Source organism: Martinezella lusitana (assembly GCF_900094565.1).
In the GTDB taxonomy this organism is placed as follows: Bacteria; Pseudomonadota; Alphaproteobacteria; order Rhizobiales; family Rhizobiaceae; genus Rhizobium; species Rhizobium lusitanum.
The window spans coordinates 556,295-578,352 of the sequence record NZ_FMAF01000001.1 but is presented as its reverse complement, the minus strand read 5'-3'; the positions used below and the strand labels follow the sequence as shown (position 1 = coordinate 578,352).

Here is a 22,058-nt window from a genome sequence, read left to right as displayed (position 1 = left end):
CCGGCATGGCTGGGAAGGGTTTTCATGAGAGCGATGCATAGCGTTCGTGTCGGCGTCAGCTTGGCGGCACTTGTGATTGGCTGCGGCGTGATGTCTGGCTGCCTCAGCAGCCCGACTTACGGCACCGACAAGACGGCAGGTGTGCAGCTTCTGGACGATCTTGGCGATATCGCTTCCATTTCGGCCGCGACGCCGAAGGACAAGGGCGTGAAATATCCGAACCGCCCCGGTCTGGTCGTTCCTCCCGACAAGGACAAGGCCAACCTGACTCAGCCGCAGCAGTCGCTGGCAAGCAAGGACAATCCGGCCTGGCTGGAATCGCCTGAAGACGCACGCAAGCGTCTTGCCGATGAAGCAGACCAGAAAAAGAACGACGTCAATTATCGTTCGCCGCTGGCTCAGGCCGACAGTACCAAAAACCGCATGACCGAAGCACAGCAGACGGCGGCCTATCGCGCCGCGCGTCAGGATCAGGCCGGCACCTATATCGACCAGCGCCGCTACCTGATCGACCCGCCGCAGCAATATCGTCAGGTTTCCGATCCGACTGCCCTCAACGATGTCGGTACGCCCGAGTCGAAGAAGGAAAAGCAGCGCAAGAAGGACGCCGAAGCCGCACAGCAGACCAACAACAGCAGTTGGTGGAAGCCCTTCCAATAAGCAGTTCACAGGGCGGCCTTCCTGCATAATTCTCTAAATAGGAATCGATTAGGGAAAATTATGCAGCATTTTAAAGTGTTGCAGCGCCGCGCGGCGCTGTAAGCCGCCGCTTTTCAGCCTTCGGAGCGTTTCGGTTGAAAGAAGCCTCTGAGGATCTCGGCAGATATTGTTTCCCCGATACCGGAGTAGACTTCCGGCGCGTGATGGCAGGTCGGCTGATGGTAAAAGCGTACGCCATTGTCGACGCCGCCTCCCTTCGGATCCTCGGCGCCGTAATAGAGGCGGCGGATGCGCGCAAACGAAATCGCAGCGGCGCACATGGTGCAAGGCTCCAACGTGACGTACAGATCGGCGCCCGCAAGACGCTCTTGCCCCAGGTCCTCGCAGGCCAGGCGGATGGCGACGATTTCAGCGTGTGCGGTAACGTCGTTGAGCTCGCGGGTGCGATTGCCGGCCTTGGCGACAACCCGGTTGTCAAGCACGAGGACAGCGCCGATCGGCACTTCGCCACGTTCGCCGGCGCTGCGCGCTTCGGCCAGCGCAAGCTCCATGAATTGATTTGTAGCCGCCATTCAAGATTTTCCACTTAACCGCAAGGGCGCGACCTGATAGGAACACGCCTTAAAAATTCAGGCAAACAACAAATGACAATGAATGACAAGCCCAAGCGGCCTGGGTCTAAACCCTTTGCTGGCGACAAGCAGACGATAAAGCGCGATGGCGCGAAGCCGGTAAAGGCCGCGGTAGCCCGCGCTACGGATGAGACAGTAGCCGGAGACGGAAAGGCGGAACGCATTTCCAAGGTGATGGCGCGCGCCGGCGTGGCCTCGCGCCGCGACATCGAGCGCATGATCATGGACGGCCGCGTCAGGCTGAACGGCGTGCTGCTGGATACGCCGGTCGTCAACGTGACCCTCACGGACAAGATCGAAGTGGACGGCATGCCGATCCGCGGCATCGAGCGCACGCGCATGTGGCTCTACCATAAGCCGGCCGGTCTGGTGACCACCAATGCCGATCCGGAAGGCCGCCCGACGGTCTTCGACAACCTGCCCGAAGAACTGCCACGCGTCATGTCGATCGGCCGTCTCGACATCAACACCGAAGGCCTGCTGCTGTTGACCAACGACGGCGGGCTCGCCCGCGTGCTGGAACTGCCGACCACCGGCTGGCTGCGTCGCTACCGCGTGCGCGCCCATGGTGAGATCGATCAGGACGCGCTCGACAAGCTGAAGGAAGGCATCGCCGTCGACGGCGTGCTCTACGGCTCGATCGAGGCGACGCTCGACCGCACGCAAGGATCCAACGTCTGGATCACCATGGGCCTGCGCGAAGGCAAGAACCGCGAAATCAAGAACGTGCTCGGCGCGCTCGGCCTCGAGGTCAACCGTCTGATCCGCATTTCCTACGGCCCGTTCCAGCTTGGCGATCTGCCGGAGGGTCGTGTATTGGAAGTGCGCGGCCGCACGCTGCGCGATCAGCTCGGCCCGCGTCTGGTCGAAGACGCCAAGGCGAATTTCGATGCGCCGCTCTACAATGCCCCAGCGGTTGCCGGCGAGGATGAGGCCGAGGCTAAGCCGGCAGCACACGCCGCAAAGGAAGAGCGCCCGAGGCGTGACCGCGAGCGTCCCGAGGACAAGCGCGAGCGCGCCTTGAGCCGCCTCGACACCAAGCGCGACGATCGTCGCGACGAGGGACGCCGCGAAGGCGGCCGCAAGGAGGATGACCGCCCGAAGCGCCAGCCGCTCGGGTCGCGCCGCAGCGCCAATGTCTGGATGGCGCCCGGCGCCCGTCCGCTCGGCGAAAAGGCTGCTGCGAAAGCTGCCAAGAATACCAGAACCGCCGCCAAGCGCGGCGAGCCAGAGCGTCCGCAACGCAGCGGTTTCGACCGTCCGGACGAAGGCCCCCGCGTTCGCGTCAATCGCGTCGACGAGGCGGATGGTGAATGGATCCGTTCGAGCGAGGAAGCACCGCGCAAGTCGCGCGGCGATGACGAAGGCTCCGATCGCAAGCGCTCAGATCGCCCCCGTGGCGACCGTCCTTTCGGCGATAAGCCCCGTGGTGACCGTCCCTTTGGCGACAAGCCCCGTGGCGAGCGGACGTTCAGCGATCGTCCCCGCGGCGAACGTGGCTCGCGGCCGGAGGGTAGTGACCGTCCCCGCGCGAAATCTTTCCAGGGCGAAGCCCGCTCCGAGCGTCCCCGTAGTGAGCGCCCGGTCGGGGATCGCCCGCCGCGTGGCGACCGTCCCTTTGGCGACAAGCCGCGCGGTGCTCGCCCTTATGGTGACAAGCCCCGTGGCGATAGGCCATTCAGCGACCGTCCCCGTGACGACCGCCGGCCCCGCGCCGAGGGCGAGGAACGTCCGCGCGCAAGATCGTTCGATGGCGAGCAGCGTTCCGAACGTCCTCGCGGCGATCGTCCATTTGGGGATCGTCCGCCGCGTGGCGACCGGCCCGCTGGTGATCGCCCGCAGGGCGAACGTTCTTTCGGTGACCGGCCGGCCGGCAAGCCCTTCGGCAAAAAGCCGGGCGGCGGCAAATCCTTCGGCGGCAAGCCGGCTGGAAAGCCTGGCGGTTCGCGCGGTTTCTCAGGCAAGCCCGGCGGCGCGGGCCGTCCGTCCGGTGGCCCAACTCGCAGTGGCCCAAGTCGCAGCGGCCCGAGCCGTGGCGGCCCTGGTAGGGGCGGCCCCAAGGGCGGAAAGGGTTGACGCGCGGTGAGGATCGTCGGCGGTGAGTTTCGCGGTCGCTCTCTTGCAACGCCGAAGTCGAACGATATTCGTCCGACGGCGGATCGCACGCGCGAGAGCCTGTTCAATATTCTGAGCCACGCCTATCCCGAAGCCATCGACGGCACGCGGATGATGGATATTTTCGCCGGCACCGGCGCAGTCGGGCTGGAAGCGGCATCCCGTGGCTGCCGCCATGTGCTTTTCGTCGAAAGCAGTGTCGAGGGCCGTGGCTTGCTCTGGGAAAATATCGATGCGCTTGGCCTTCACGGCCGCACGCGCATGCTGAGGCGCGATGCGACGGATCTCGGCAGCGTCGGTAACCTCGAACCTTTCGATCTTCTCTTCGCCGATCCACCCTATGGCAAGGGGATGGGCGAGAAGGCCTTTGCGGCCGCCGCAGCTGGCGGCTGGCTCGTGCCGGGCGCCCTGGCTATCCTCGAAGAGCGGGCAGACGTGACGATTGCCGTCCCGTCGGATTTCCTGTTTCTGGAGGAGCGGACCTTCGGCGACAGCAAGATGCATTTCTTCCGTTATCAGCCACAGGCGGCCTGACGGGGGAAGGAGAGAAAGATGGGCGACTACGCTGATTTCGTCGGCAGCGACTATACGCTTGCTGTCTCCAGCACGCCGAGCGTGGCGGTTGCCTTCGGCTGTGGCGGCGCGCGGGGTCTCGCCCACATCCATATCATCGAGGCGCTGGACGAACTCGGCATTCGCCCCGTTGCGATCGCCGGGGCTTCCATCGGCTCGATCATGGGCGCTGCCATGGCGGTTGGCATGAGCGGCGCCGAAATCCGCGATCATACCCTCGCAACGGTCGGCAATCGCCCCGCCGTGCTCAATAAGATCTGGAGTTTGCGGCCGGTAAACATGCGCAGCATCCGCTTCGGTCAGTTCAATCTCGAACGCATCCTGCGCACTTTCCTGCCGACCACCTTTCCTGAGAATTTTGCGGATTTGCACATACCGCTGAAAGTGGTGACGACGGATTATTACGAGCAGGCCGAGGTGGTGATCGAAAAGGGCGAACTTTTTCCGGTGCTCGCCGCATCCGCTGCCATCCCTGCCGTTTTCATGCCGGTCAAACTCGGCGAACGGGTGATGATCGACGGCGGCATCATGAACCCCGTTCCTTATGAGCATCTGGCCGGGCTTGCCGATATCATCATCGGCATCGACGTCGTCGGCGGCCCGGAAGGCAATGGCAGGCATATTCCGAACCGCATCGAAAGCCTGTTCGGTGCCGGCCAGCTGACCATGCAGTCCAACATCGCCTTGAAACTGCGCCTGCAGGCACCGCAAATCTTCCTGCGGCCGGCCGTCGGCCGCACCGGTGTGCTTGACTTCCTGAAGGCGCGCGAGATTCTCGCGATGTCGGCCGGCGTCAAGGACGAGCTGAAATTCGCCCTCGACCGGGTGATGACAGCGAAGAATTAGGCGCTATTCCGAACCAACATCCTGTCAAAAGATACTAAGCCCGCTCCGGCTCCTCCTGCGGCAGCGCCACGAGATCGTCAGCGTCGCTATACGCTTCGGCCGCGCGCTTCGGCTTGACCAGCGGTTCGGGCTTGACAGGACGTGAATAGAGCATGTCGGTACCCGCCTGCAGCCCCTCGCTCACCTGCAGCACGAGCCGCTGCTCGTCGCGCTTGCGGATATCCTCGCCGATCTCATAGGCTTCGGCTTCGCTGACGCCGAGGGCCTCCAGCGTGCGGCGGCCGAAGAGCAGACCGGATTCCAACGTCTCGCGCAGCTCGTAATCCACGCCCTTGTGGCGCAGTTCGATCGAATGAATGCGGTCATAGGAGCGGACGAAGAGGCTCGCATGCGGATAGTCCGTCTGGACGAGCTCGACGATCTTATCAGTAACCTCGCGCAGATGCGTGCTGACGACGACGATCTTGGCGCGATCGATCCCGGCGGAGCGCAGCACCTCCTTGCGGGTGCCGTCGCCAAAATAGATGCGGAAACCGAAGCTCGACGCCTGGCGGATACGATCGGCGGAAAAGTCGATTACGGTGACGTCCCGGCCGCTGGCGAGCAGGATCTGCGCGGCGATCTGGCCGAAACGCGAAAAGCCGATCATCAGCACATCGGAACCGGCGCCCTCGAAATCCTCGTCCAATTCCTCCTGCGTGTCCGCCGTTATCAGGCGTTTCGAAAGCGCCGCGCTGAGCGGCGTCAGTGCCATGGACAACGTGACGATGGCGATCAACATCGATGCGGTGCTGGCCGAGAAGAGGCCGCCGCTGGCGCTGGCCGCGCTGAACAGCACGAAGCCGAATTCGCCGCCTTGCGGCAGCAGACCGGCGATGCGGACGGCGTCGTTATGCGGCGAGCCGGCCACACGGCAGAGCGCGTAAATCACGATTGCCTTGACGATCATGACGACGGGGACGGCAAGCAGGATCAGCACCCAGTTGTCGACGATCACGTCGAGTTTCAGCGACAGGCCCACCGCGATGAAGAAAATGGCGAGCAGCACGCCGCGGAAGGGCTCGATATCCGCCTCCAGCTCATGACGGTAGGAGGATTCGGCCAGCATCACGCCGGAGAGAAAAGCGCCCATTGCCATGGAGAGGCCGGCAAGCTGCATCAAGGTCGCCGATCCCATGACCACCAGGAGGGCAGCGGCAATCATCGCCTCGCGCGCGCCGGTGCGGGCGATCACCTGGAACAGCGGCGTCAGCAGATAGCGACCGGCGATGATCATCGCCGCCACCGCGCCGACGGCGACCGCCAGGTCAGGCAGGGGATTGGTGGCCTCCTTCGGCCCGTCGAGAACGGTGACGAGCGCCAGAAGCGGCACGATCGCCAGATCCTGCAGGAGCAGCATGGAGAAGGAGCGCTGGCCGTACTTCGTGTTGACGTCGCCCTGCTGCTCCAGGATCTGCATCGCGAAGGCCGTAGAGGAGAGGGCGAGGCCGAAGCCGATGATGATGCTGCCCTGCCAGCCGGCAATATTGGCGAGATAGGCGGCGAGCGTCAGCGCCAGTCCGCTGAGGATCACCTGCGCGGAGCCGAGACCGAAAATATCGCGCCGCATCTGCCAAAGCCGAGACGGCTTCAGTTCGAGGCCGATGATGAACAACAGGAAGACGACACCCAGCTCCGCGACGGCGAGCACCGCTTCGCTGTCGCCGATGCCGTGCAGGATCGGGCCGATCACCACGCCGGCTGCCAGATAGCCAAGCACTGTGCCCAGCCCCAGTTTCTTGAAAATCGGCGCCGTGACGACGGCGCCTCCGAGCAGCATCAGGGTTTCGGTGAAAAGGCTATTGGGGGCGGACATCGTCTGTTTCTTTCCGTAGGGCAGGCGGTGTTGCAACACATGACTGCGATAAACAGCCATGCGTGAAGAGATTAGAACAAGAATCGGCTCGGCCGCCCTTGATGCTTTATGTAGTGCACAATAAATGGAACGCGAATGAAAGGCCAAATCATGTCTTCAGAAATCGATTCCGCCGCTCTGCTTTCCCGTGCCAGCCAGTTGATCGACCTTGCCCGGAAAGCCGGGGCGGATGCGGCCGATGCCGTCGTCGTGCGATCGCGAGCCCAGTCCGTCAGCGTTCGCCTCGGCCAGGTGGAGGGCACCGAGTCCTCCGAAAGCGATGATTTCTCGCTGAGGGTCTTCGTCGGCAACCGTGTCGCCAGCGTTTCCGCCAATCCCGGTTTCGATCTGCAGGCGCTTGCCGAGCGTGCCGTGGCAATGGCAAAGGTGTCGCCGGAAGATCCGTTCGCCTGCCTTGCCGACGAAGGCGACCTTGCCAAGAGCTACCCCGATCTCGAACTCTTCGATCCCACAGAGGTTTCCTCCGCCGAATTGCGGGAAGCAGCGCTTGCGACCGAAGCGGCGGCGCTCGCCGTGCCCGGCGTCAGCAATTCCGTGGGTGGGTCTGCGTCCGCCGGCATGGGCGGCCTGGTTCTCGTCACCTCACATGGCTTTGCCGGCCACTATATGGGATCGCGCTTCGGCCGCTCCGTCAGCGTCATTGCCGGTGAAGGCACCGGCATGGAACGCGACTACGATTTCGACAGCCGCCTCTATTTCGCCGAGCTGGACACGGCCGAGGAGATCGGGCGCCGCGCTGGCGATCGTGTCGTCAAGCGCATCAATCCGCGCCAGGTTCCCACGGATAAGAACGTCACCGTCGTGTTCGATCCGCGCGTCGCGCGCGGCTTCGTCGGCCATATCGCCGGCGCGATCAACGGCGCCTCCGTTGCCCGCAAGACCAGCTTCCTGCGTGACAAGATGGGCCAGCAGGTCTTGAAGGCCGGGCTTTCGATCACGGACGATCCGCTGATCGTGCGCGGCCCGGCTTCTCGGCCCTTCGACGGCGAGGGCGTCTCCGGCAAGCGGCTGGTCATGATCGAGGATGGCGTGCTGAAATCCTGGTTCCTTTCCACGTCAGCTGCGCGCGAGATCGGCGGTGGTCTCAAGACCAACGGCCGCGGCGTTCGCGGCGGCACGGCGGTATCCCCGTCCTCCACCAATCTGGCGCTGGAACCGGGCGATATATCCCCGGAGGAGCTGATCCGCAGTGTCGGAACAGGTTTCTACGTCACCGAACTTATCGGTCAGGGCGTCAACATGATCACCGGCGAGTACAGCCGCGGCGCCACAGGCTTCTGGATCGAGAACGGGGAGTTGACCTTCCCGGTTTCGGAGGTGACGATCGCCTCCAATCTGAAGGACATGTTCATGCGCGTGACGCAGGCCAACGACATCGACCGCGATTTCGGCGTCGCCGCCCCGACGCTCGCCATCGAAGGCATGACGCTGGCCGGACGCTGAGGAGTAAGTAGAGATTGGAACCTGTGAATGAGCGATAGCCAGAAGGCCGGCCGGCTGAGCGATGTGGACTTGATTGTCGAGGCCGCGCTCGAGGCAGGTAGGATCGCTCTCGGTTTCTTCCGGCAATCGCCGGAGGTCTGGTGGAAGAATGGTGGCCTCTCTCCGGTGAGCGCCGCCGATTTTGCCGCCAATGAAAGCCTTGCCGCTATCCTGCGTTCGGCGCGCCCCGGCTATGGCTGGCTCTCGGAGGAGACCGATGACGACGCCGATCGGCTGTCGCATCAAACCGTCTTCGTCGTCGATCCGATCGACGGCACCAGGGGCTTCCTCGCCGGATCGGACTTGTGGTGCGTCAGCGTTGCCGTCGTCACGGATGGTCGCCCGGTGGCGGGGGTTCTGTACGCGCCGTCCCTGGATGAGCTGTTCGTGGCTACAGCCGGAGGCGAGGCGTCGAAGAACGGCAAACCGATCCATGTCTCGCAAAGGTTGGGCGACGATCCTCATCGGCTTGCGACGGGCGAAGATATGCTCACGGGCTTCGATCCGGATTTCCGCAAGACGGTCGAACGGGTGAAACACATCCCCTCGCTTGCCTATCGCCTTGCCATGGTTGCGGACGGCCGCCTGGAAGCAACGCTCGTCAAGCGCAATTCCCACGACTGGGATCTGGCAGCCGCCGACCTTATTCTGGAGCGGGCCGGCGGCGCGCTCGTCGATCTCTCCGGCAATGCGCTGCGCTACAATCGCGCCGAAGTATCGCATGACGAGCTTTGCGGCGCGCCGGCATCGCAGCTTCCTGAATTTCTCCGTCAACTTTCGCACCGACGAGACAGTTGACCTTTTGGTCAAAATCCCGCAGATGAAGGGCGGAGGGGGACGACAGTAGAAAGAGACGAAAATGACTGATACCAGCGGCAAAAAGCAGCTCCTGCACCTAGTCTTCGGTGGTGAATTGGAAAACCTCGAAGAGGTCCAGTTCCGCAACCTCAACGAACTCGATATCGTCGGCATGTATCCCGATTATGCGAGTGCATTGACGGCGTGGAAATCCAAGGCGCAGCAAACTGTCGACAACGCCCATATGCGTTATTTCATCGTCCATTTGCATCGTCTGCTCGATCCGCAGGAAAAAGCGGGATCTTGAGGTCGTTTCATACCGAAATTTGCATTTGATATTTCCCTCCGATGAGGCGTTATCGCTTTAAATCCGGCTGTGAAACAGTATCTTTGACACAATAAGAACGAAAAATCGGCCGTTTATTCGGCCGTTTGATAATTGGGATTTGGCATCGATGATGATCAGCTGGGATAGGAGTCGATCGAGATGAGCAGCCTCAGGGCGCGCTTTGCCTTGAGCGCCTATCGTTTTGGCGGGATCGCTGTCTATCCGTTCATCGGGCCTTACCTTGCGGTTCGTGCCGCGAAGGGTAAGGAAGATGGTTCCCGCAAACTGGAGCGTTCCGGCTATGCGAGCGCCAATCGCCCGCAAGGGCCGCTGATCTGGTTCCATGCTGCAAGCGTCGGCGAGACCTCGGCGGTCATCCCGCTGATCCGCGAAATCCGTCGTCGCGACATTCACGTCATTCTGACGACCGGCACGATCACCTCGGCGAAGGTGGCGCATGAGCGTCTCGGCGAGGAGGTCATCCATCAATATGTGCCTCTCGATCTGAAGCCGGCGATACGACGTTTCCTCGATTATTGGCAGCCCGATTGCGCGATTTTCGCCGAATCCGAGATCTGGCCGACCACCATCACCGAGCTTGGTCGCCGGCGCATTCCGCAGATCCTCGTCAATGCCCGCATGTCGGACCGCTCCTACGCCCGCTGGAGCAAGCATCCCTCGCTTGCCGAAGCGCTGTTCGAAAATCTCGCTTTGGTCGTTGCCCAGTCCGATCTCGATGGAGAACGCTTCCGCGATCTCGGCGCCGTGCAGGTGACCAGATCGGGCAATCTCAAGGTGGATACCGACGCGCCGTCCTACGATGCGCCAACGCTTGCCGGCTACATGAAGCAGATCGGCGGCCGCAAGACCTGGGCTGCGGTTTCGACTTTCGAGGGCGAGGAGGCCGCTGCAGCCTCCGTCCACAAGATGCTGAAGGAGCATAACGGCCAGCTCACCATTATCGTGCCACGCCATCCCGAGCGCTGCGATGCGATCGAGGCGATGCTCGTGGAACAGGGGCTGAAGGTGGCGCGCCGCACTCGCAACGATATATTGTCATCCGACGTGGATGTTTTCCTTGGCGATACGATCGGCGAGATGGGCCTTTATCTGCGCATGACCGAAGTTGCCTTCATGGGCAAATCGCTGTTAAACGAGGGCGGCCAGAATCCACTGGAGCCGGCCATGCTCGGCTGCGCGATCCTGACCGGCGGCCATGTCCAGAATTTCCGCGATGCCTATCAGGTGCTTGCCCGTCGCGGCAGTGCCCGCATGGTGCGCGACACCGAGATGCTGGCTCGCGGCGTTCATTATTTGCTGACCAACGACACGGCGCGGCGCGGCATGATCGATGCCGGTTTCGTGGCCGTGCATGAGATGCGCGGCGCCCTGGCAGCAACGATCAAGGGGCTCGAGCCCTATATCAATCCGCTTACGGTGAAGGCGCGGCTGCTGCCGAAGACGATGGCGAACGGCTAGGAAAGGAACGGCATGGCGGCGGTCAAGCTGGGAGCGATTGCGGGGCTTCTTTTCGACAAGGACGGCACGCTGCTCGACTATGACGCGAGCTGGTTGCCGGTCAATCGCGAGCTTGCCCGAATTGCCGCGCATGACGATGCCGTCCTCGCGGATCATCTGCTTTCCGCATGCGGCATGGATCCCAAGACAGGCCATATCGTGCCGGACAGTCTGCTGGCGGCCGGCAACACGCGCCAGATTTCCGAAGGTCTTGTGGCGGCCGGCTCGAAGATGGACCTATCGGAGCTGATAGAAAAGCTTGATGCGCTCTTTGCGCATGCGGCGGATTTTTCCTCGCCCGTCACCGATCTCGCCGGCTTCTTCCGTCGGTTGCATGAACGGGGCTATAAGCTCGGGGTCGCCTCCAGCGATAACGAGCGCTCCATTCGCCAGACCGCCCGCCGCTTCGGTTTCATCGACTATCTCGATTACATCGCCGGCTACGACAGCGGTTTCGGCACCAAGCCGGAGCCGGGCATGGTGCTCGGCTTCTATGCGGCAACCGGTCTTTCGCCAGTACAGGTCGCTGTCGTCGGCGACAACAATCACGATCTTCACATGGGGCGCAACGCCGGCGTGGGGCTGACCGTCGGCGTGCTGACGGGAACCGGCTCGCGCGAGACGCTGACAGCCGCATCCGACTATTGCCTCAACGACATTACCGAACTGGAGAGCCTGCTCATGCCGGTTGCTCAATTGGCGTGATCTTGCCAAAGGCTTGCTTTTTCACCCGATCTGCCCTTTTCTGCCGCTTTGCTGAAGGCGCAGGGGCGAGGCTGGATTAGAAATATGGTATCGGAAGCACCACCTTTCTGGTGGCGAAAACCGGATTGGCGCGCCTGGGGGCTCTCACCCTTTTCCTTCCTCTATGGTCGCATTGCCGGACACCGCATGGTGAACGGCAAACGAGCCTCCGTGCCGGTGCCGGTCATTTGCGTCGGCAACTTCACGGTCGGCGGAGCCGGCAAGACGCCGACGGCGCTCGCTCTGGCTCAGGCTGCGAAAGCCAAGGGCATGAAGCCCGGGTTCCTCAGCCGGGGCTATGGCGGCTCTCTCGATGTTACAACAGTGGTCGATCCCGAGCATCACCATGCCACGGCTGTCGGCGATGAGCCGCTGCTGCTTGCCCGCGAGGCGCTGACGGTGATTGCCCGTCGCCGTGCCGAGGGCGCGGAGCGGCTTGTGCGTGAAGGCGCGGATCTCATCATCATGGATGACGGTTTCCAGAGCGCGCAGCTAGCAATCGATTATGCATTGGTGGTGATCGATGCCGGCAGAGGCATCGGCAATGGCCATCTCGTTCCTGGCGGTCCGGTGCGCGCGCCGCTGCGCACGCAGCTTCTCTATGCATCCGCTTTGTTGAAGGTCGGCGATGGCAATGCCGCCGATCGCATCGTTCGGCTTGCCGCGCGGGCCGGAAAACCTTTCTTCGCCGCCTCCGTCAAGGTGCGCGGCCAGGAGGATCTGCGCGGCCGCAATGTGCTCGCTTTCGCCGGTATCGCCGACCCCGGCAAATTTTTCCGCACGGTCGAGACGCTCGGGGCGAATATCGCCATCCGCCGCACTTTCGGAGATCATGAGCATCCGGGCGAGGACGAGGTTGCAGATATTCTCGATATCGCAGCGCGCGAAGGCCTCCAGATCGTCACGACATCAAAGGATTACGTTCGCCTGATCGGTCATCACGGCCGCGCCGACGAGCTGCTTGAGCGTTGCCGCGTCATCGAGATCGATATGGTTTTCGACGATCCGCAGGCGCCGAAGCTGATCATCGACAGGGCGATCGCGACGGCTCGCGAACGGCGCTTACGGGAAGGAAGGACCGGCAAAAGCGGCTAGAGCGGTTGCGCGCTTCACGGAATCGCCTGACCGCTCTGGCTTATTGTTGTTGCGCAATTCCGGACGGAAAACCGCTACGCACTTTTCCTGAAATTGCTCTAAAGCTGCCGGCCCGTGTCAGGCAAAAGCCAAGATATTCAGCGTTTCTGGTTGGGAAGCGCGCCGGCCCGCTTTTCGGCCTCCAGCGAGGACATCACATCAGCATAGGGTTCCTGCCGGGCAACGCTCCAGTAGCGCAGCTCATCGAGCGCAATGCGCTGGCCGGTCATGGCGCAGATGACGTACGAGCCCGGCATCAGGATCTGGAAGTCGCCGTCGAGGTAGCGAACTTTCGCCTCGCGGTTCCCATGTCCTTCGAAAAGATTCATCTGATGCCGTCCTCGATCTCTGTCACCTGTTTGCCATACCGCGCCGGACGGGACTTTTCCAGTCCTTTCGAAACGGGGCGTCTTCAGCTGCGCCCGAAGAGCCGTTCGATGTCCGAGAGCTTCAGCTCTATATAGGTCGGCCGGCCGTGGTTGCACTGGCCCGAGCCCGGCGTCGCTTCCATCTGGCGCAGCAGCGCGTTCATCTCCGCCGGCCGCAGCCGCCGCCCTGAGCGTACCGAACCGTGGCAGGCCATGGTCGCGGCCACATATTCCAGCTTCGCGGCAAGCCCGGAGGCGGTGTCCCACTCGGCGATCTCATCGGCCAACTGCCGGATAAGCCCTTGCGCATCGACCTCGCCAAGCATGGCCGGCGTCTCCCGCACGGCAATTGCGCCAGGACCGAAGCGCTCGACGGCAAGGCCAAGCTCGCCAAGCTCTTCGGCGAACACCATCAGCCGGTCGCAATCCTCTTCCGGCAGGTCGACGATCTCGGGGATCAGCAGGACCTGCGAGGATAGCCGCTTCGAATGCAGGGCCTTGCGCATCGCTTCGAATACCAGCCGCTCATGCGCCGCATGCTGATCGACGATGACGAGGCCGTTTTCGGTCTGCGCGACGATATAATTCTCGTGCAGCTGGGCGCGGGCAGCGCCCAGCGGAAAGCGGGACGGTTCTTCGGCACGCACCGGCTCTATCGGCTGAGCAGCCTCGGCGCGGGCAGTGGGCATGGCAAGCCCGTCGAAGGCAGCCTGAGACCTTTCCGTGAAACCGTATCCTCCGGCTGTCGCGGTCCTCTCATGAGGGCGTGATGGCGATGTTTCTGGCGTCCAAGGAGCGGCCGCGGGCGATGGCCGCCATCCCGGCTGGAAGCCCGAGCGGCCGGCGGTGAAAGCGCGCAGCATGCCATCCGCCCCCGTCGTTGCGGCACGATCGCCCTCCCGCACCAATGCCTCGCGGATCGCGCCGACGATGAGGCCGCGCACGAGGCCGGGATCGCGGAAGCGCACATCCGATTTCGCCGGATGCACATTGACGTCCACAAGCGCCGGGTCGACCGTCAGCGAGAGGACGGCGACGGGGTAGCGGCCGGAGGGAATGGTTTCGGCATAGGCGCCGCGGATCGCCGACAGGATCAGCTTGTCCTGAACTGGCCTGCCGTTGACGAAGGCATATTGGTGTGCCGAGTTGCCGCGATTGAATGTGGGAACGCCGGCAAAGCCGGTGAGGCCCACATCCTCGCGCATGGCGTCGAGCGCGATGGCGTTATCCTTGAAATCCGCGCCGAGCACTTGCGCCATGCGCGCGAGATGATCGTTACCGGTCGCGGGAAATTCGAGCGTCGAACGGTCGCTGCCCGACAGCACGAAACGCACCTGTGGGAAGGCGATCGCCATGCGCTTGACGACCTCGGTGATGGCAGCCGCTTCCGCCCTCTCGGTCTTCAGGAATTTGAGGCGCGCCGGCGTCGCAAAGAACAGGTCACGCACCTCGACGATCGTGCCGGGATTGGCCGCCGCCGGGCGCAGATGCAATACCTTTCCGCCGGCAACAGCAATCTCCGTGCCGCCGGCCGCACCCGTCCTGCGGCTGGCGATCGACAGCCTTGCCACGGAAGCGATGGAGGGCAGGGCCTCGCCGCGAAAGCCGAGCGTGCGAATATCCTCCAGCGTATCCGAGATTTTCGACGTGCAGTGGCGCCTGACCGCGAGTTCGAGGTCTGCCTCTTCCATTCCGGAGCCGTTGTCGCTTACCCTCAGCAGCGCCTTGCCGCCGCCTGCCGTGGCGATTTCGATGCGCGTTGCGCCGGCATCGATCGCGTTCTCGATCAGCTCCTTGGCAGCACTTGCCGGCCGCTCGATGACTTCGCCCGCGGCGATCTGGTTGATCAGTGTTTCGGAAAGTTGCTTGATGGCCATGGCTTCATTCTCGTGGATTCGCGGCAGTGTGAAAAGAGGAAAGGCGGCGCTCGTGTCATCATCCACCCGTTTCCATCCAGGGGCTTTGTTAAGAAATTTAATCAATGTTTAAGGGAATGATGACAGGTTGCGTGACAAGAAGCTTGAAATGACTACAGGTGGCGCGCTTCGTGCACGCTGGAGGCTCTTGATGGCAGGTTGGTGGCCGTCAACTCTCATGAGCCAGGTTCCATCTGTTTCAAGTGGCAAGGCCAGCATGATATTTTCATAAATTTGCCTTGCAGAGTGAGTGCCGCTCTGTCGATTTTTCGTGCTGTGAAACTGGTTGGGTGTAGGGATCGGACGAATGACTGCCGGAATTGAAAAGGCAGCCTTGGCAATCATGACTGAAGATGCGCTTTCCGGCGGCAATCTGCAGACAATGCTCTTTGACGCCCTCTGTGACGGACTGTCCAGCGCCCTCTTCGCCTACGACAAGAACGATCTGCTGTTGTTCGCCAGCCGCCAGGTCCTGAACTTCTTTCCGATCCAACCTGAATTCCTGCGACCCTCGACGCGACTGCGCGACTTCCTGGGCGCCGTGTTCGACACGGGCATACGGACTCGGGACCGCGGCCAGGCCAAGTCTTCGGCCAACCGTGAAAACTGGATCTCGCAGCGCATCGCCTCGCACTGGCGCGAGCGGTTTGAGACGACCGAACACTTTTCGGATGAGCGCTGGGTTCGCATCATCAAGCGCCGACTACCGTCTGGCATTGGCGTCTGCATCGTCTCCGATATTTCCGAAGTGAAGAAACGCGAGGAGCAGTGGCGCGTCGACATGGAGCGCGTGCAGCTTACTGAGGACATCCTCGACAACCTGCCGTTCCCGCTTTTCGTCAAGGACCAGAACATGGTCTATGTCGCTGTCAACAGGGCGTTCTGCGATAAATACCAGGCGGTGGCCGACGAGGTGCTGGGTCGCAGGGGCACCGATCTCTTCTCCACCGATCTTGCCAATCGCTTTCATGAGAGTGACCGGCATGTCATCGAGACCGGCGAGATGTCGATCTCGCGGCAGCGTCAGATTGCCCGAGACGGCGTCGTGCGCGATATCGTCACGCGCAAGCAGCGCGTCGGCAAACCCGGCCGTTACTTCCTCGTGGGCACCATGCAGGATCTGCCGAAGGACGGAGGCGATTTCGAGGAATTCGCCCATGCTTCCCAGATCAGGGAGAACAACGACCGGTCCTATCGGCGCGCCTATGTTCCCATGGCTGCTTTACAAACCATTTCGCGCCGTCCGGCTGCCATGGAGACCTTCGTCCCGGAGAATTTCAGTGGCCGCAGGATTCTGGTCGTCACGGCCGATTTTGCCGCAGAGACGGCCGCGCTGAAAACGCTCGGGAATTACGGCTTCGAGGCATGTGTCGTTCATAATGAGAACGAAGAGGCGGCGTTTCTCGATGTGGCAAGCGCGCACGGCGTCAAGATCGATCTTGTGATCGTCGACAACCAGCTCGGCAAGCGCGGCATCGAACTGGCCGAGCGGCAGAACGTCTCCGCTCTCTCCCTCGATGGTTCGCAACTCTCCACCGAGCTCACATTCCTGATCGCACGTCATTTCAACCGGAATATACGCGGCGAGCTCGGGGACATTGCCGAGCCGGGGATAGGTCAGGAATGGCGGGTCGCCGCCGGTGAAAGCCGCAGCATCCAGATCCTCGTCGCCGAAGACAATGATATAAATCAGATCGTCTTTTCACAGATTCTCGAAGGCCTCGGGTACAGCTATGCAATTGCTGCGAGCGGCGATGAGGCAGCGCGAATGTGGAGCGAGCACCGCCCCGAACTGATCCTTATGGATATTTCGCTGCCGGGCCTCAACGGCTTCGAGGCGGCGCGCCTGATCCGTGGCGCGGAAAAGGGCAGCGGATCGCATACGCCGATCATCGGGGTGCTGCCCCAGGCTTTCGAGCGCGATCGCAAGGAATGCGGGGAGGCTGGCATGGATGACGTCATCCTGAAGCCCGTCAGCCCTGATATTATCGAGACCGTATTCCAGAAGCACCTGTGCAGCGCCGCTAAAGCAAAAAACAGATAAGTATCGCAATGGTATAGCGCCGACGGCAAGTTATCGCTCACATCGAATGAGTATCACCCTGCCATCCTTTGTTAAGACTTAGCCCTCATGCTTTTTCCAGGGTGGAGAAAACGTCGGAATCGAATATGAAATCGGCTGAAATACCGCTTGGGCCAGTCAGTCAGGAATTGCAGGCAACAGCATATACCGATCCGCTGACCGGATTGGGCAATCGTCATCGCATGCGCGAGCGCACGCGACAGCTTTCGCTTGAGCGCGCCAGCGATCCCGCCCCCTTCACCATCGGCATCGCCAATCTGGATGCCTTCAAGCCGATCAATGATCTTTTCGGCGTCGAAGCCGGCGATGAAATTCTCTGCCAGGTTGCGCATCGCCTCAAGGCGTGCATTCCGGACGGTGCGACGGTGACCCGCCATGACGGCGACGAATTCGCTTTTGTCCTGCCGCTGGTCTTCGAACGCGTTGGCGCCGAAAAATTCGGCCAGATGATCCGCGAAGTGCTGTCGGCGCCGTATGATCTCGGCGACCGCAACGTTCGGCTTTCCGCCTCCTTCGGCTTTGCCATCCATCCCTTCGCCGGCGATGAATTCGACGATCTCCTCAAGAATGCCGAGACCGCGCTTTATCGCTCCAAACGTCGCGGCCGTGGCCAGATCACCGTCTATTCCAAGGAGATCGCACAGGAGATGAAGCGCGCGACGCAGCTCGAGCAGGCGCTGCGCAATGCCATCATTTCGGATGTCATCGATGTGCATTTCCAGCCGATCGTTTCGCTCGCCAATAATATGGTTCTCGGTTTCGAGGCCCTGGCTCGCTGGAACGATCCCGATCTCGGCTTCGTCTCACCTGCCGTCTTCGTGCCGCTGGCCGAGGAGCGCGGCTTTATCGACGCATTATCCGAGGCCCTTTTGCGAAAGGCTGCCGAGGCGGCGCTCTCGTGGCCACGCGAGCTTTTTCTGTCCTTCAATCTGTCCTCGGCGCAGTTGATGGACCCCGGCACCAGCAGCAGCGTCCTTGCCATTCTCGCCCGCGTCGGCCTGGACCCGCATCGCCTGGAGCTCGAAATCACCGAAACGGCGGTCATGAGTTCGGCCGACACGGCGCATCGCATCATTGCCGATCTCAGGGCAGTGGGCGTGCGTATCTCCCTTGACGATTTCGGCACCGGGCAATCCAGCCTCGGCCGCTTGCGCGAATTCATCTTCGACAAGGTGAAGATCGATCGCGCCTTCGTTTCGCGCATGAATTCGGACAGAGCCTCCGAACATATCATCAAGGCGGTTCTTGCCATGTGTGAAGGGCTGGAGCTGCGCGTGGTCGCCGAAGGCATCGAAGAACATGCGGAAGCCGCAAAGTTGAAGGCGTTGGGCTGTGCCATGGGGCAGGGCTATTATTTCGGCAAGCCCGTGGATAGCGTCGCCACACTTCGCTATCTGCAGACCCACTATTTCGAAGCCGCCAGCGAGCGCGAGATCGCATAGGCTGAAAAATAATCCAAAAAAAGGCGGCCCCTGAGGGCCGCCGCTTGTCCGTCTATCTGACCACCTGGGTTACTTGTTGGTGGTCGACGATGTCGTCGTGTTGTCCGTTGCCGGCATTGTCGACGTTCCAGCCGAACTTGCGGCCTTGTCGGAAGCTTGCATCGCAAGCGTCTTGAACTCCGGCGCAGCCTTCAATGACTCAGCCGTTTCGGTCGTCGTCAGCTTGATGGTGCCATCCTGAGCATTCTGGGTGGCACTGATCTTGTCGAACGGGACTGCGACGTTCTTCTGGCCCATGCCAAGGAAGCCGCCGACGCCGACGATCGCGGCGACAACACCGCCCTGCTTCTGCAGGATCAGATCGTTGATGCTGCCGATGCTTTCGTTCTTACCGTTATAGACAGACTGACCCATATAGGTCTTGGCACTGATCTGGTCTGCCGACTGTTCGGTCAGATTACCGGCTTGTTCCGTGCCGGTCATGGCGGCGGGAGCCTGTGCCTTGGTCTGCGGAGCCGCGCTATCCGGCTTCGTTGTGTCGGGTGTGGCCGGAGCCTTCTGCGACAACGGTGCGCCGCTGCTGCCGGTCGACGGTTGCTGCGACTGCGCGAAAGCCATCGGTGAAAGAACGGATGCAGTGGCAAAGATTGCGCCTGCGGCGACGGAAGTGAAGAGTTTCCCAGTCATCGTGAACCTACCTTTCATTCTGATGGGCATGCTTTAAGAAGCGCATGCATACCAGTACGAGTGGAGCCTTTGTTTTGCCGACCATCATCGTACCGGTCGTAGAGGCTAATGGTTCACGGAGGCTTTGGTTCCGTCAAAAGTTGCAGAAAGAAAATTTGTTGGAGCGACAGACCGAGAGAATATTGTGAAAAAACAATTTGTTATGAAGATCAAAAACAACCTGGAAGATTGAGCGGAGTGGTGATGAAGGATCGTGCCCGCTCATCTGTGGCGGCGCGGGGCTTGATCTGTTACGGCGCTAATTCGCATCGCGGGCACCACCTTCGCACCCGCAACGCGCGAAGGTGGCCTTCGTTCAAAGCTTGTATCGCGGATCGAAAACGCCCCTGACCGTCGCGCCAAGTTCCAGAAGCGCACCGGCCTGCGGCTGCATGGAGCGAGCTTCGTCATCAAGCCCTTCCCAGGCGGTCGTCACCGCCAGCCGATCGGCGTTCTTGCCGATGAAGGCGGGGCAGGAGGGCTGCATCGCGGGCACGCGATAGCGCTCGATACGCAGGCCGTCCGGGCTGTACTTGTCGACGAAGCCGGAACCCCAGCGCGCATTCCAGATATAGCCGTCGGCATCGCAGACCGAGCCATCAAGACCGCCTGGGTCCTCCATGCTGTCGACCATCACAATCGGTTCACCTGCCGGAAGCCCGGTCTCCGGATCGACCAGCACGCGCATGAGCTGGCTGACGCGGGTATCGGTGAAATAGCCGATCGTGCCATCGGGCGAAAAGCAGATCGAATTCGGAATGCTGATCTGGTCGAAGATCTTGGTGACCTTGCCGCCGGCTGCCACATGATAGATGGCGCCCGCCTGCATCTCGGCGCGCTTGCCCATGGTGCCGATCCATAGGGATCCGGAGACATGCGTACGCCCGTCATTGGAACGGTTCTCAGGCTTGTCGGCTTCGATCGCCGCATAGAAGCTCAGCTCGCCGCTGGCGATGTCACGCAGGAATAGCCCCTCTTCGGTGGCGATCATCTGCCGCTCTGCGTCGACGCGGGCGAGCACGCTCGCCATCATCGGCAGCTCGTGAACCTGCTTCTTGCCGGTCGGCAGATGCAGCTCGTGCAATTCCTTCCCGAGGATGTTGAACCACCAGACCGTGTCCGTATCGGGATCGTAGGTTGGGCCTTCGCCCAGGACAGATGAAGTATTGCAGAGAATATTGCCCTGAAAATCATGAATATCGGTCATAGATCAGGCTCCTATGGCTTCGTCATAGGCATAGATGGTTGCCTTGGCGCGTTCGGCAACCTCCTCCGCCGTCATTCCCGGCTTGTAGAGGCTGGTGCCGAGACCGAAAGCGAGAATGCCGGCCTTGGTGTAATCCGCGAAATTCTTGTCCGAAACGCCGCCGACGGCAGCGATAACAAGCTCCGGTGGCAAAACGGCACGGATAGCGGTAATGCCGGAAGCGCCGAGCACACCCGCCGGGAAAAATTTGAGACCCGTGGCGCCGGCCCTTGCCGCGGAAAGCGCCTCCGTGGCGGTGAACACGCCGGGCATTGTCACCATGCCCTTGTCGCGGGCGCGGCTGATGATCGCAGGCTCGACATTCGGCGTGACAAGCAGCTTGCCGCCGGCGCCATCCAGTCTGTCGACGTCCTCGATGGTCAGCACGGTGCCGGCTCCGATCAGGCAGTCGGCAGGCGCCATCTTGGCGGCGATTTTGATCGAGCGGAAAGGTTCGGGCGAGTTCAACGGGATCTCGATGGCGGTGAAGCCGGTCTCGATCAGAGCGCCGACGATATCGGCCGTTTCCTCCGGCTTGATGCCGCGAAGAATGGCAATGAGCGGGCGCTTCATGGGAGGGAAGGGAATGCGGGTCGTCATCAGCTTTTGCTTTCGTTCTTGAGCCAGATCGCTTCCGCCGCCGCGGAAAGTCCGCGACGGACGGCGGCATCGGCATCGATGGTCTTGTGGGAGAGAGATAGGGTGCGGAATGCATCCTCGTAGAGAGCCTGCAGGCGTCCGGAAGCGACGAGCATGATGGATGCTCCCTGTCCGGCGGAAGCCAAAGCGCCGGCAATCTCGGCGCCGATCAGCGTGCCTGATATCAACGCCTGAGCGCCGGCAGCCGTCAGTCCGTGCAGAAGCTGGCCGGAGCGGGCGGTGAACAGCAGATTGGTAGCGAGCGCCGGCTTGTCGAAAGCAGCCTTGAGCGCGGCTTCGAAGGCCCCGGTATCGGTGGGCATGTTGGCGCTGCCGGCAACGGCATGCGACAGGATGCTGTGCTTGGTGATGACGTCAAAGAGTTCGCCGGTCATGAAGGTCGAGAAACCCATCACCTGGCCGTCGACCACGCGCACCCATTTCGAATGCGTCCCCGGCATGCAGACGAGCTGCTCGCCCTTTGTATCGGCGGCGATCGCGCCGAGCAACTGCGTTTCCTCGCCGCGCATGACGTCAGGCGCTTGCCTGCTGCGTTGCGCTAGACCCGGCAGGATACGAACATCGCGCGACTGTCCGGGGACGGCGACCGCGCCGGTGAGAATGGCGGCAAGCGATGTCGGCGTGTCGATGTAACCGGCTTCCACCCAGCCCTGGCGTGCGCCAGCCATGCCGCAGACGATCGCGGGAATATCTGCCGGCGCCGAGAGTGCATCCAGGTGTGCCTGCAATACCCCTGCAAAGCCTGTCTGGGCCGCCGTGGTCATGCCTTCGCCGCTGCGCCGCTCCCCCAGAATACTGCCATCCTGGCCGATCAGCCATAGCCGAAAACTGCTGGTGCCCCAGTCCACCGCGACATATGCGGGTTTCGTCAT

Annotated in this window: 20 protein-coding genes; 12 read left to right on the top strand and 8 right to left on the bottom strand. The window is 61.8% G+C overall.

The window, feature by feature from the left end; translation table 11 throughout:
* Window positions 1-24 precede the first annotated feature (24 nt).
* Window positions 25-660 (top strand): hypothetical protein, encoded by a 636-nt coding sequence (locus GA0061101_RS02760; protein WP_037200826.1) that lies wholly within the window; start codon window positions 25-27, stop codon window positions 658-660.
* A gap of 113 nt (window positions 661-773) precedes the next feature.
* Here GA0061101_RS02760 and GA0061101_RS02755 read toward each other — a convergent pair whose 3' ends face one another.
* Window positions 774-1,232 (bottom strand): nucleoside deaminase, encoded by a 459-nt coding sequence (locus GA0061101_RS02755; protein ID WP_037200829.1) that lies wholly within the window; start codon window positions 1,230-1,232, stop codon window positions 774-776.
* Window positions 1,233-1,304: 72 nt separating this feature from the next.
* Between GA0061101_RS02755 and GA0061101_RS02750 the strand changes: the two genes are divergently transcribed.
* Genes GA0061101_RS02750 through GA0061101_RS02740 form a run of 3 tightly spaced genes read left to right on the top strand, consistent with a single transcriptional unit; the run spans window position 1,305 to window position 4,826 of the window.
* Window positions 1,305-3,368 (top strand): pseudouridine synthase, encoded by a 2,064-nt coding sequence (locus GA0061101_RS02750; protein ID WP_092572965.1) that lies wholly within the window; start codon window positions 1,305-1,307, stop codon window positions 3,366-3,368.
* A gap of 6 nt (window positions 3,369-3,374) precedes the next feature.
* Window positions 3,375-3,941, top strand: a complete 567-nt coding sequence (gene rsmD, locus GA0061101_RS02745) for a 16S rRNA (guanine(966)-N(2))-methyltransferase RsmD (protein WP_047560834.1) — start codon at window positions 3,375-3,377, stop codon at window positions 3,939-3,941.
* An 18-nt stretch (window positions 3,942-3,959) separates the two neighbouring features.
* A complete protein-coding gene (locus GA0061101_RS02740) occupies window positions 3,960-4,826 on the top strand; it encodes a patatin-like phospholipase family protein (RefSeq protein ID WP_092572964.1) in 867 nt (288 codons plus the stop codon).
* A 34-nt stretch (window positions 4,827-4,860) separates the two neighbouring features.
* Here the strand turns inward: GA0061101_RS02740 and GA0061101_RS02735 are convergent, their stop codons facing one another.
* Window positions 4,861-6,681 carry a monovalent cation:proton antiporter-2 (CPA2) family protein gene (locus tag GA0061101_RS02735; RefSeq protein ID WP_037200834.1) on the bottom strand — a complete coding sequence of 607 codons (1,821 nt, stop codon included), beginning with the start codon at window positions 6,679-6,681 and terminating at the stop codon, window positions 4,861-4,863.
* 150 nt (window positions 6,682-6,831) lie between these two features.
* Between GA0061101_RS02735 and GA0061101_RS02730 the strand changes: the two genes are divergently transcribed.
* The 6 genes from GA0061101_RS02730 (at window position 6,832) to lpxK (ending at window position 12,706) form a co-directional block, all read left to right on the top strand.
* Window positions 6,832-8,184 carry a TldD/PmbA family protein gene (locus tag GA0061101_RS02730; RefSeq protein ID WP_047560920.1) on the top strand — a complete coding sequence of 451 codons (1,353 nt, stop codon included), beginning with the start codon at window positions 6,832-6,834 and terminating at the stop codon, window positions 8,182-8,184.
* 27 nt (window positions 8,185-8,211) lie between these two features.
* On the top strand, window positions 8,212-9,021 hold the full coding sequence (locus tag GA0061101_RS02725) for a 3'(2'),5'-bisphosphate nucleotidase CysQ (RefSeq protein WP_037200835.1): 810 nt from the start codon (window positions 8,212-8,214) through the stop codon (window positions 9,019-9,021).
* A gap of 61 nt (window positions 9,022-9,082) precedes the next feature.
* Complete coding sequence (locus tag GA0061101_RS02720) at window positions 9,083-9,328, top strand: DUF4170 domain-containing protein (RefSeq protein ID WP_037200836.1); 246 nt, start codon at window positions 9,083-9,085, stop codon at window positions 9,326-9,328.
* 180 nt (window positions 9,329-9,508) lie between these two features.
* Window positions 9,509-10,828, top strand: a complete 1,320-nt coding sequence (waaA, locus tag GA0061101_RS02715; protein WP_092572963.1) for a lipid IV(A) 3-deoxy-D-manno-octulosonic acid transferase — start codon at window positions 9,509-9,511, stop codon at window positions 10,826-10,828.
* 12 nt (window positions 10,829-10,840) lie between these two features.
* Entirely contained in the window at window positions 10,841-11,572 is a 732-nt protein-coding gene (locus GA0061101_RS02710) for an HAD family hydrolase (RefSeq protein WP_092572962.1), read from the top strand.
* A gap of 84 nt (window positions 11,573-11,656) precedes the next feature.
* Window positions 11,657-12,706 carry a tetraacyldisaccharide 4'-kinase gene (gene lpxK, locus GA0061101_RS02705; RefSeq protein ID WP_047640425.1) on the top strand — a complete coding sequence of 350 codons (1,050 nt, stop codon included), beginning with the start codon at window positions 11,657-11,659 and terminating at the stop codon, window positions 12,704-12,706.
* 137 nt (window positions 12,707-12,843) lie between these two features.
* On the opposite strand, the gene GA0061101_RS02700 is transcribed toward lpxK, so the two are convergent.
* Window positions 12,844-13,074, bottom strand: a complete 231-nt coding sequence (locus GA0061101_RS02700; RefSeq protein ID WP_047560846.1) for a DUF2093 domain-containing protein — start codon at window positions 13,072-13,074, stop codon at window positions 12,844-12,846.
* Between the two features lie 83 nt (window positions 13,075-13,157).
* Window positions 13,158-14,990: a DNA mismatch repair endonuclease MutL gene (gene mutL / locus GA0061101_RS02695; RefSeq protein WP_092573024.1), complete on the bottom strand. Its 1,833-nt coding sequence runs from the start codon at window positions 14,988-14,990 to the stop codon at window positions 13,158-13,160.
* 346 nt (window positions 14,991-15,336) lie between these two features.
* Between mutL and GA0061101_RS02690 the strand changes: the two genes are divergently transcribed.
* Both GA0061101_RS02690 and GA0061101_RS02685 read left to right on the top strand, forming a co-directional pair.
* Window positions 15,337-17,073, top strand: a complete 1,737-nt coding sequence (locus GA0061101_RS02690) for a response regulator (RefSeq protein ID WP_092572961.1) — start codon at window positions 15,337-15,339, stop codon at window positions 17,071-17,073.
* A 125-nt stretch (window positions 17,074-17,198) separates the two neighbouring features.
* The gene (locus GA0061101_RS02685) at window positions 17,199-18,554 is read left to right on the top strand and encodes a putative bifunctional diguanylate cyclase/phosphodiesterase (RefSeq protein WP_047560850.1); all 1,356 of its coding nucleotides are present in this window, start codon (window positions 17,199-17,201) and stop codon (window positions 18,552-18,554) included.
* A 69-nt stretch (window positions 18,555-18,623) separates the two neighbouring features.
* Here GA0061101_RS02685 and GA0061101_RS02680 read toward each other — a convergent pair whose 3' ends face one another.
* From GA0061101_RS02680 to GA0061101_RS02665, 4 genes are all read right to left on the bottom strand, one after another.
* A complete protein-coding gene (locus tag GA0061101_RS02680) occupies window positions 18,624-19,241 on the bottom strand; it encodes a PRC-barrel domain-containing protein (RefSeq protein ID WP_092572960.1) in 618 nt (205 codons plus the stop codon).
* A gap of 355 nt (window positions 19,242-19,596) precedes the next feature.
* Entirely contained in the window at window positions 19,597-20,487 is an 891-nt protein-coding gene (locus GA0061101_RS02675; protein WP_037198491.1) for an SMP-30/gluconolactonase/LRE family protein, read from the bottom strand.
* 3 nt (window positions 20,488-20,490) lie between these two features.
* Entirely contained in the window at window positions 20,491-21,126 is a 636-nt protein-coding gene (locus GA0061101_RS02670) for a 2-dehydro-3-deoxy-6-phosphogalactonate aldolase (RefSeq protein ID WP_092572959.1), read from the bottom strand.
* A complete protein-coding gene (locus tag GA0061101_RS02665) occupies window positions 21,126-22,058 on the bottom strand; it encodes a 2-dehydro-3-deoxygalactonokinase (protein WP_092572958.1) in 933 nt (310 codons plus the stop codon). The genes GA0061101_RS02670 and GA0061101_RS02665 overlap by 1 nt, the downstream gene beginning before the upstream one ends.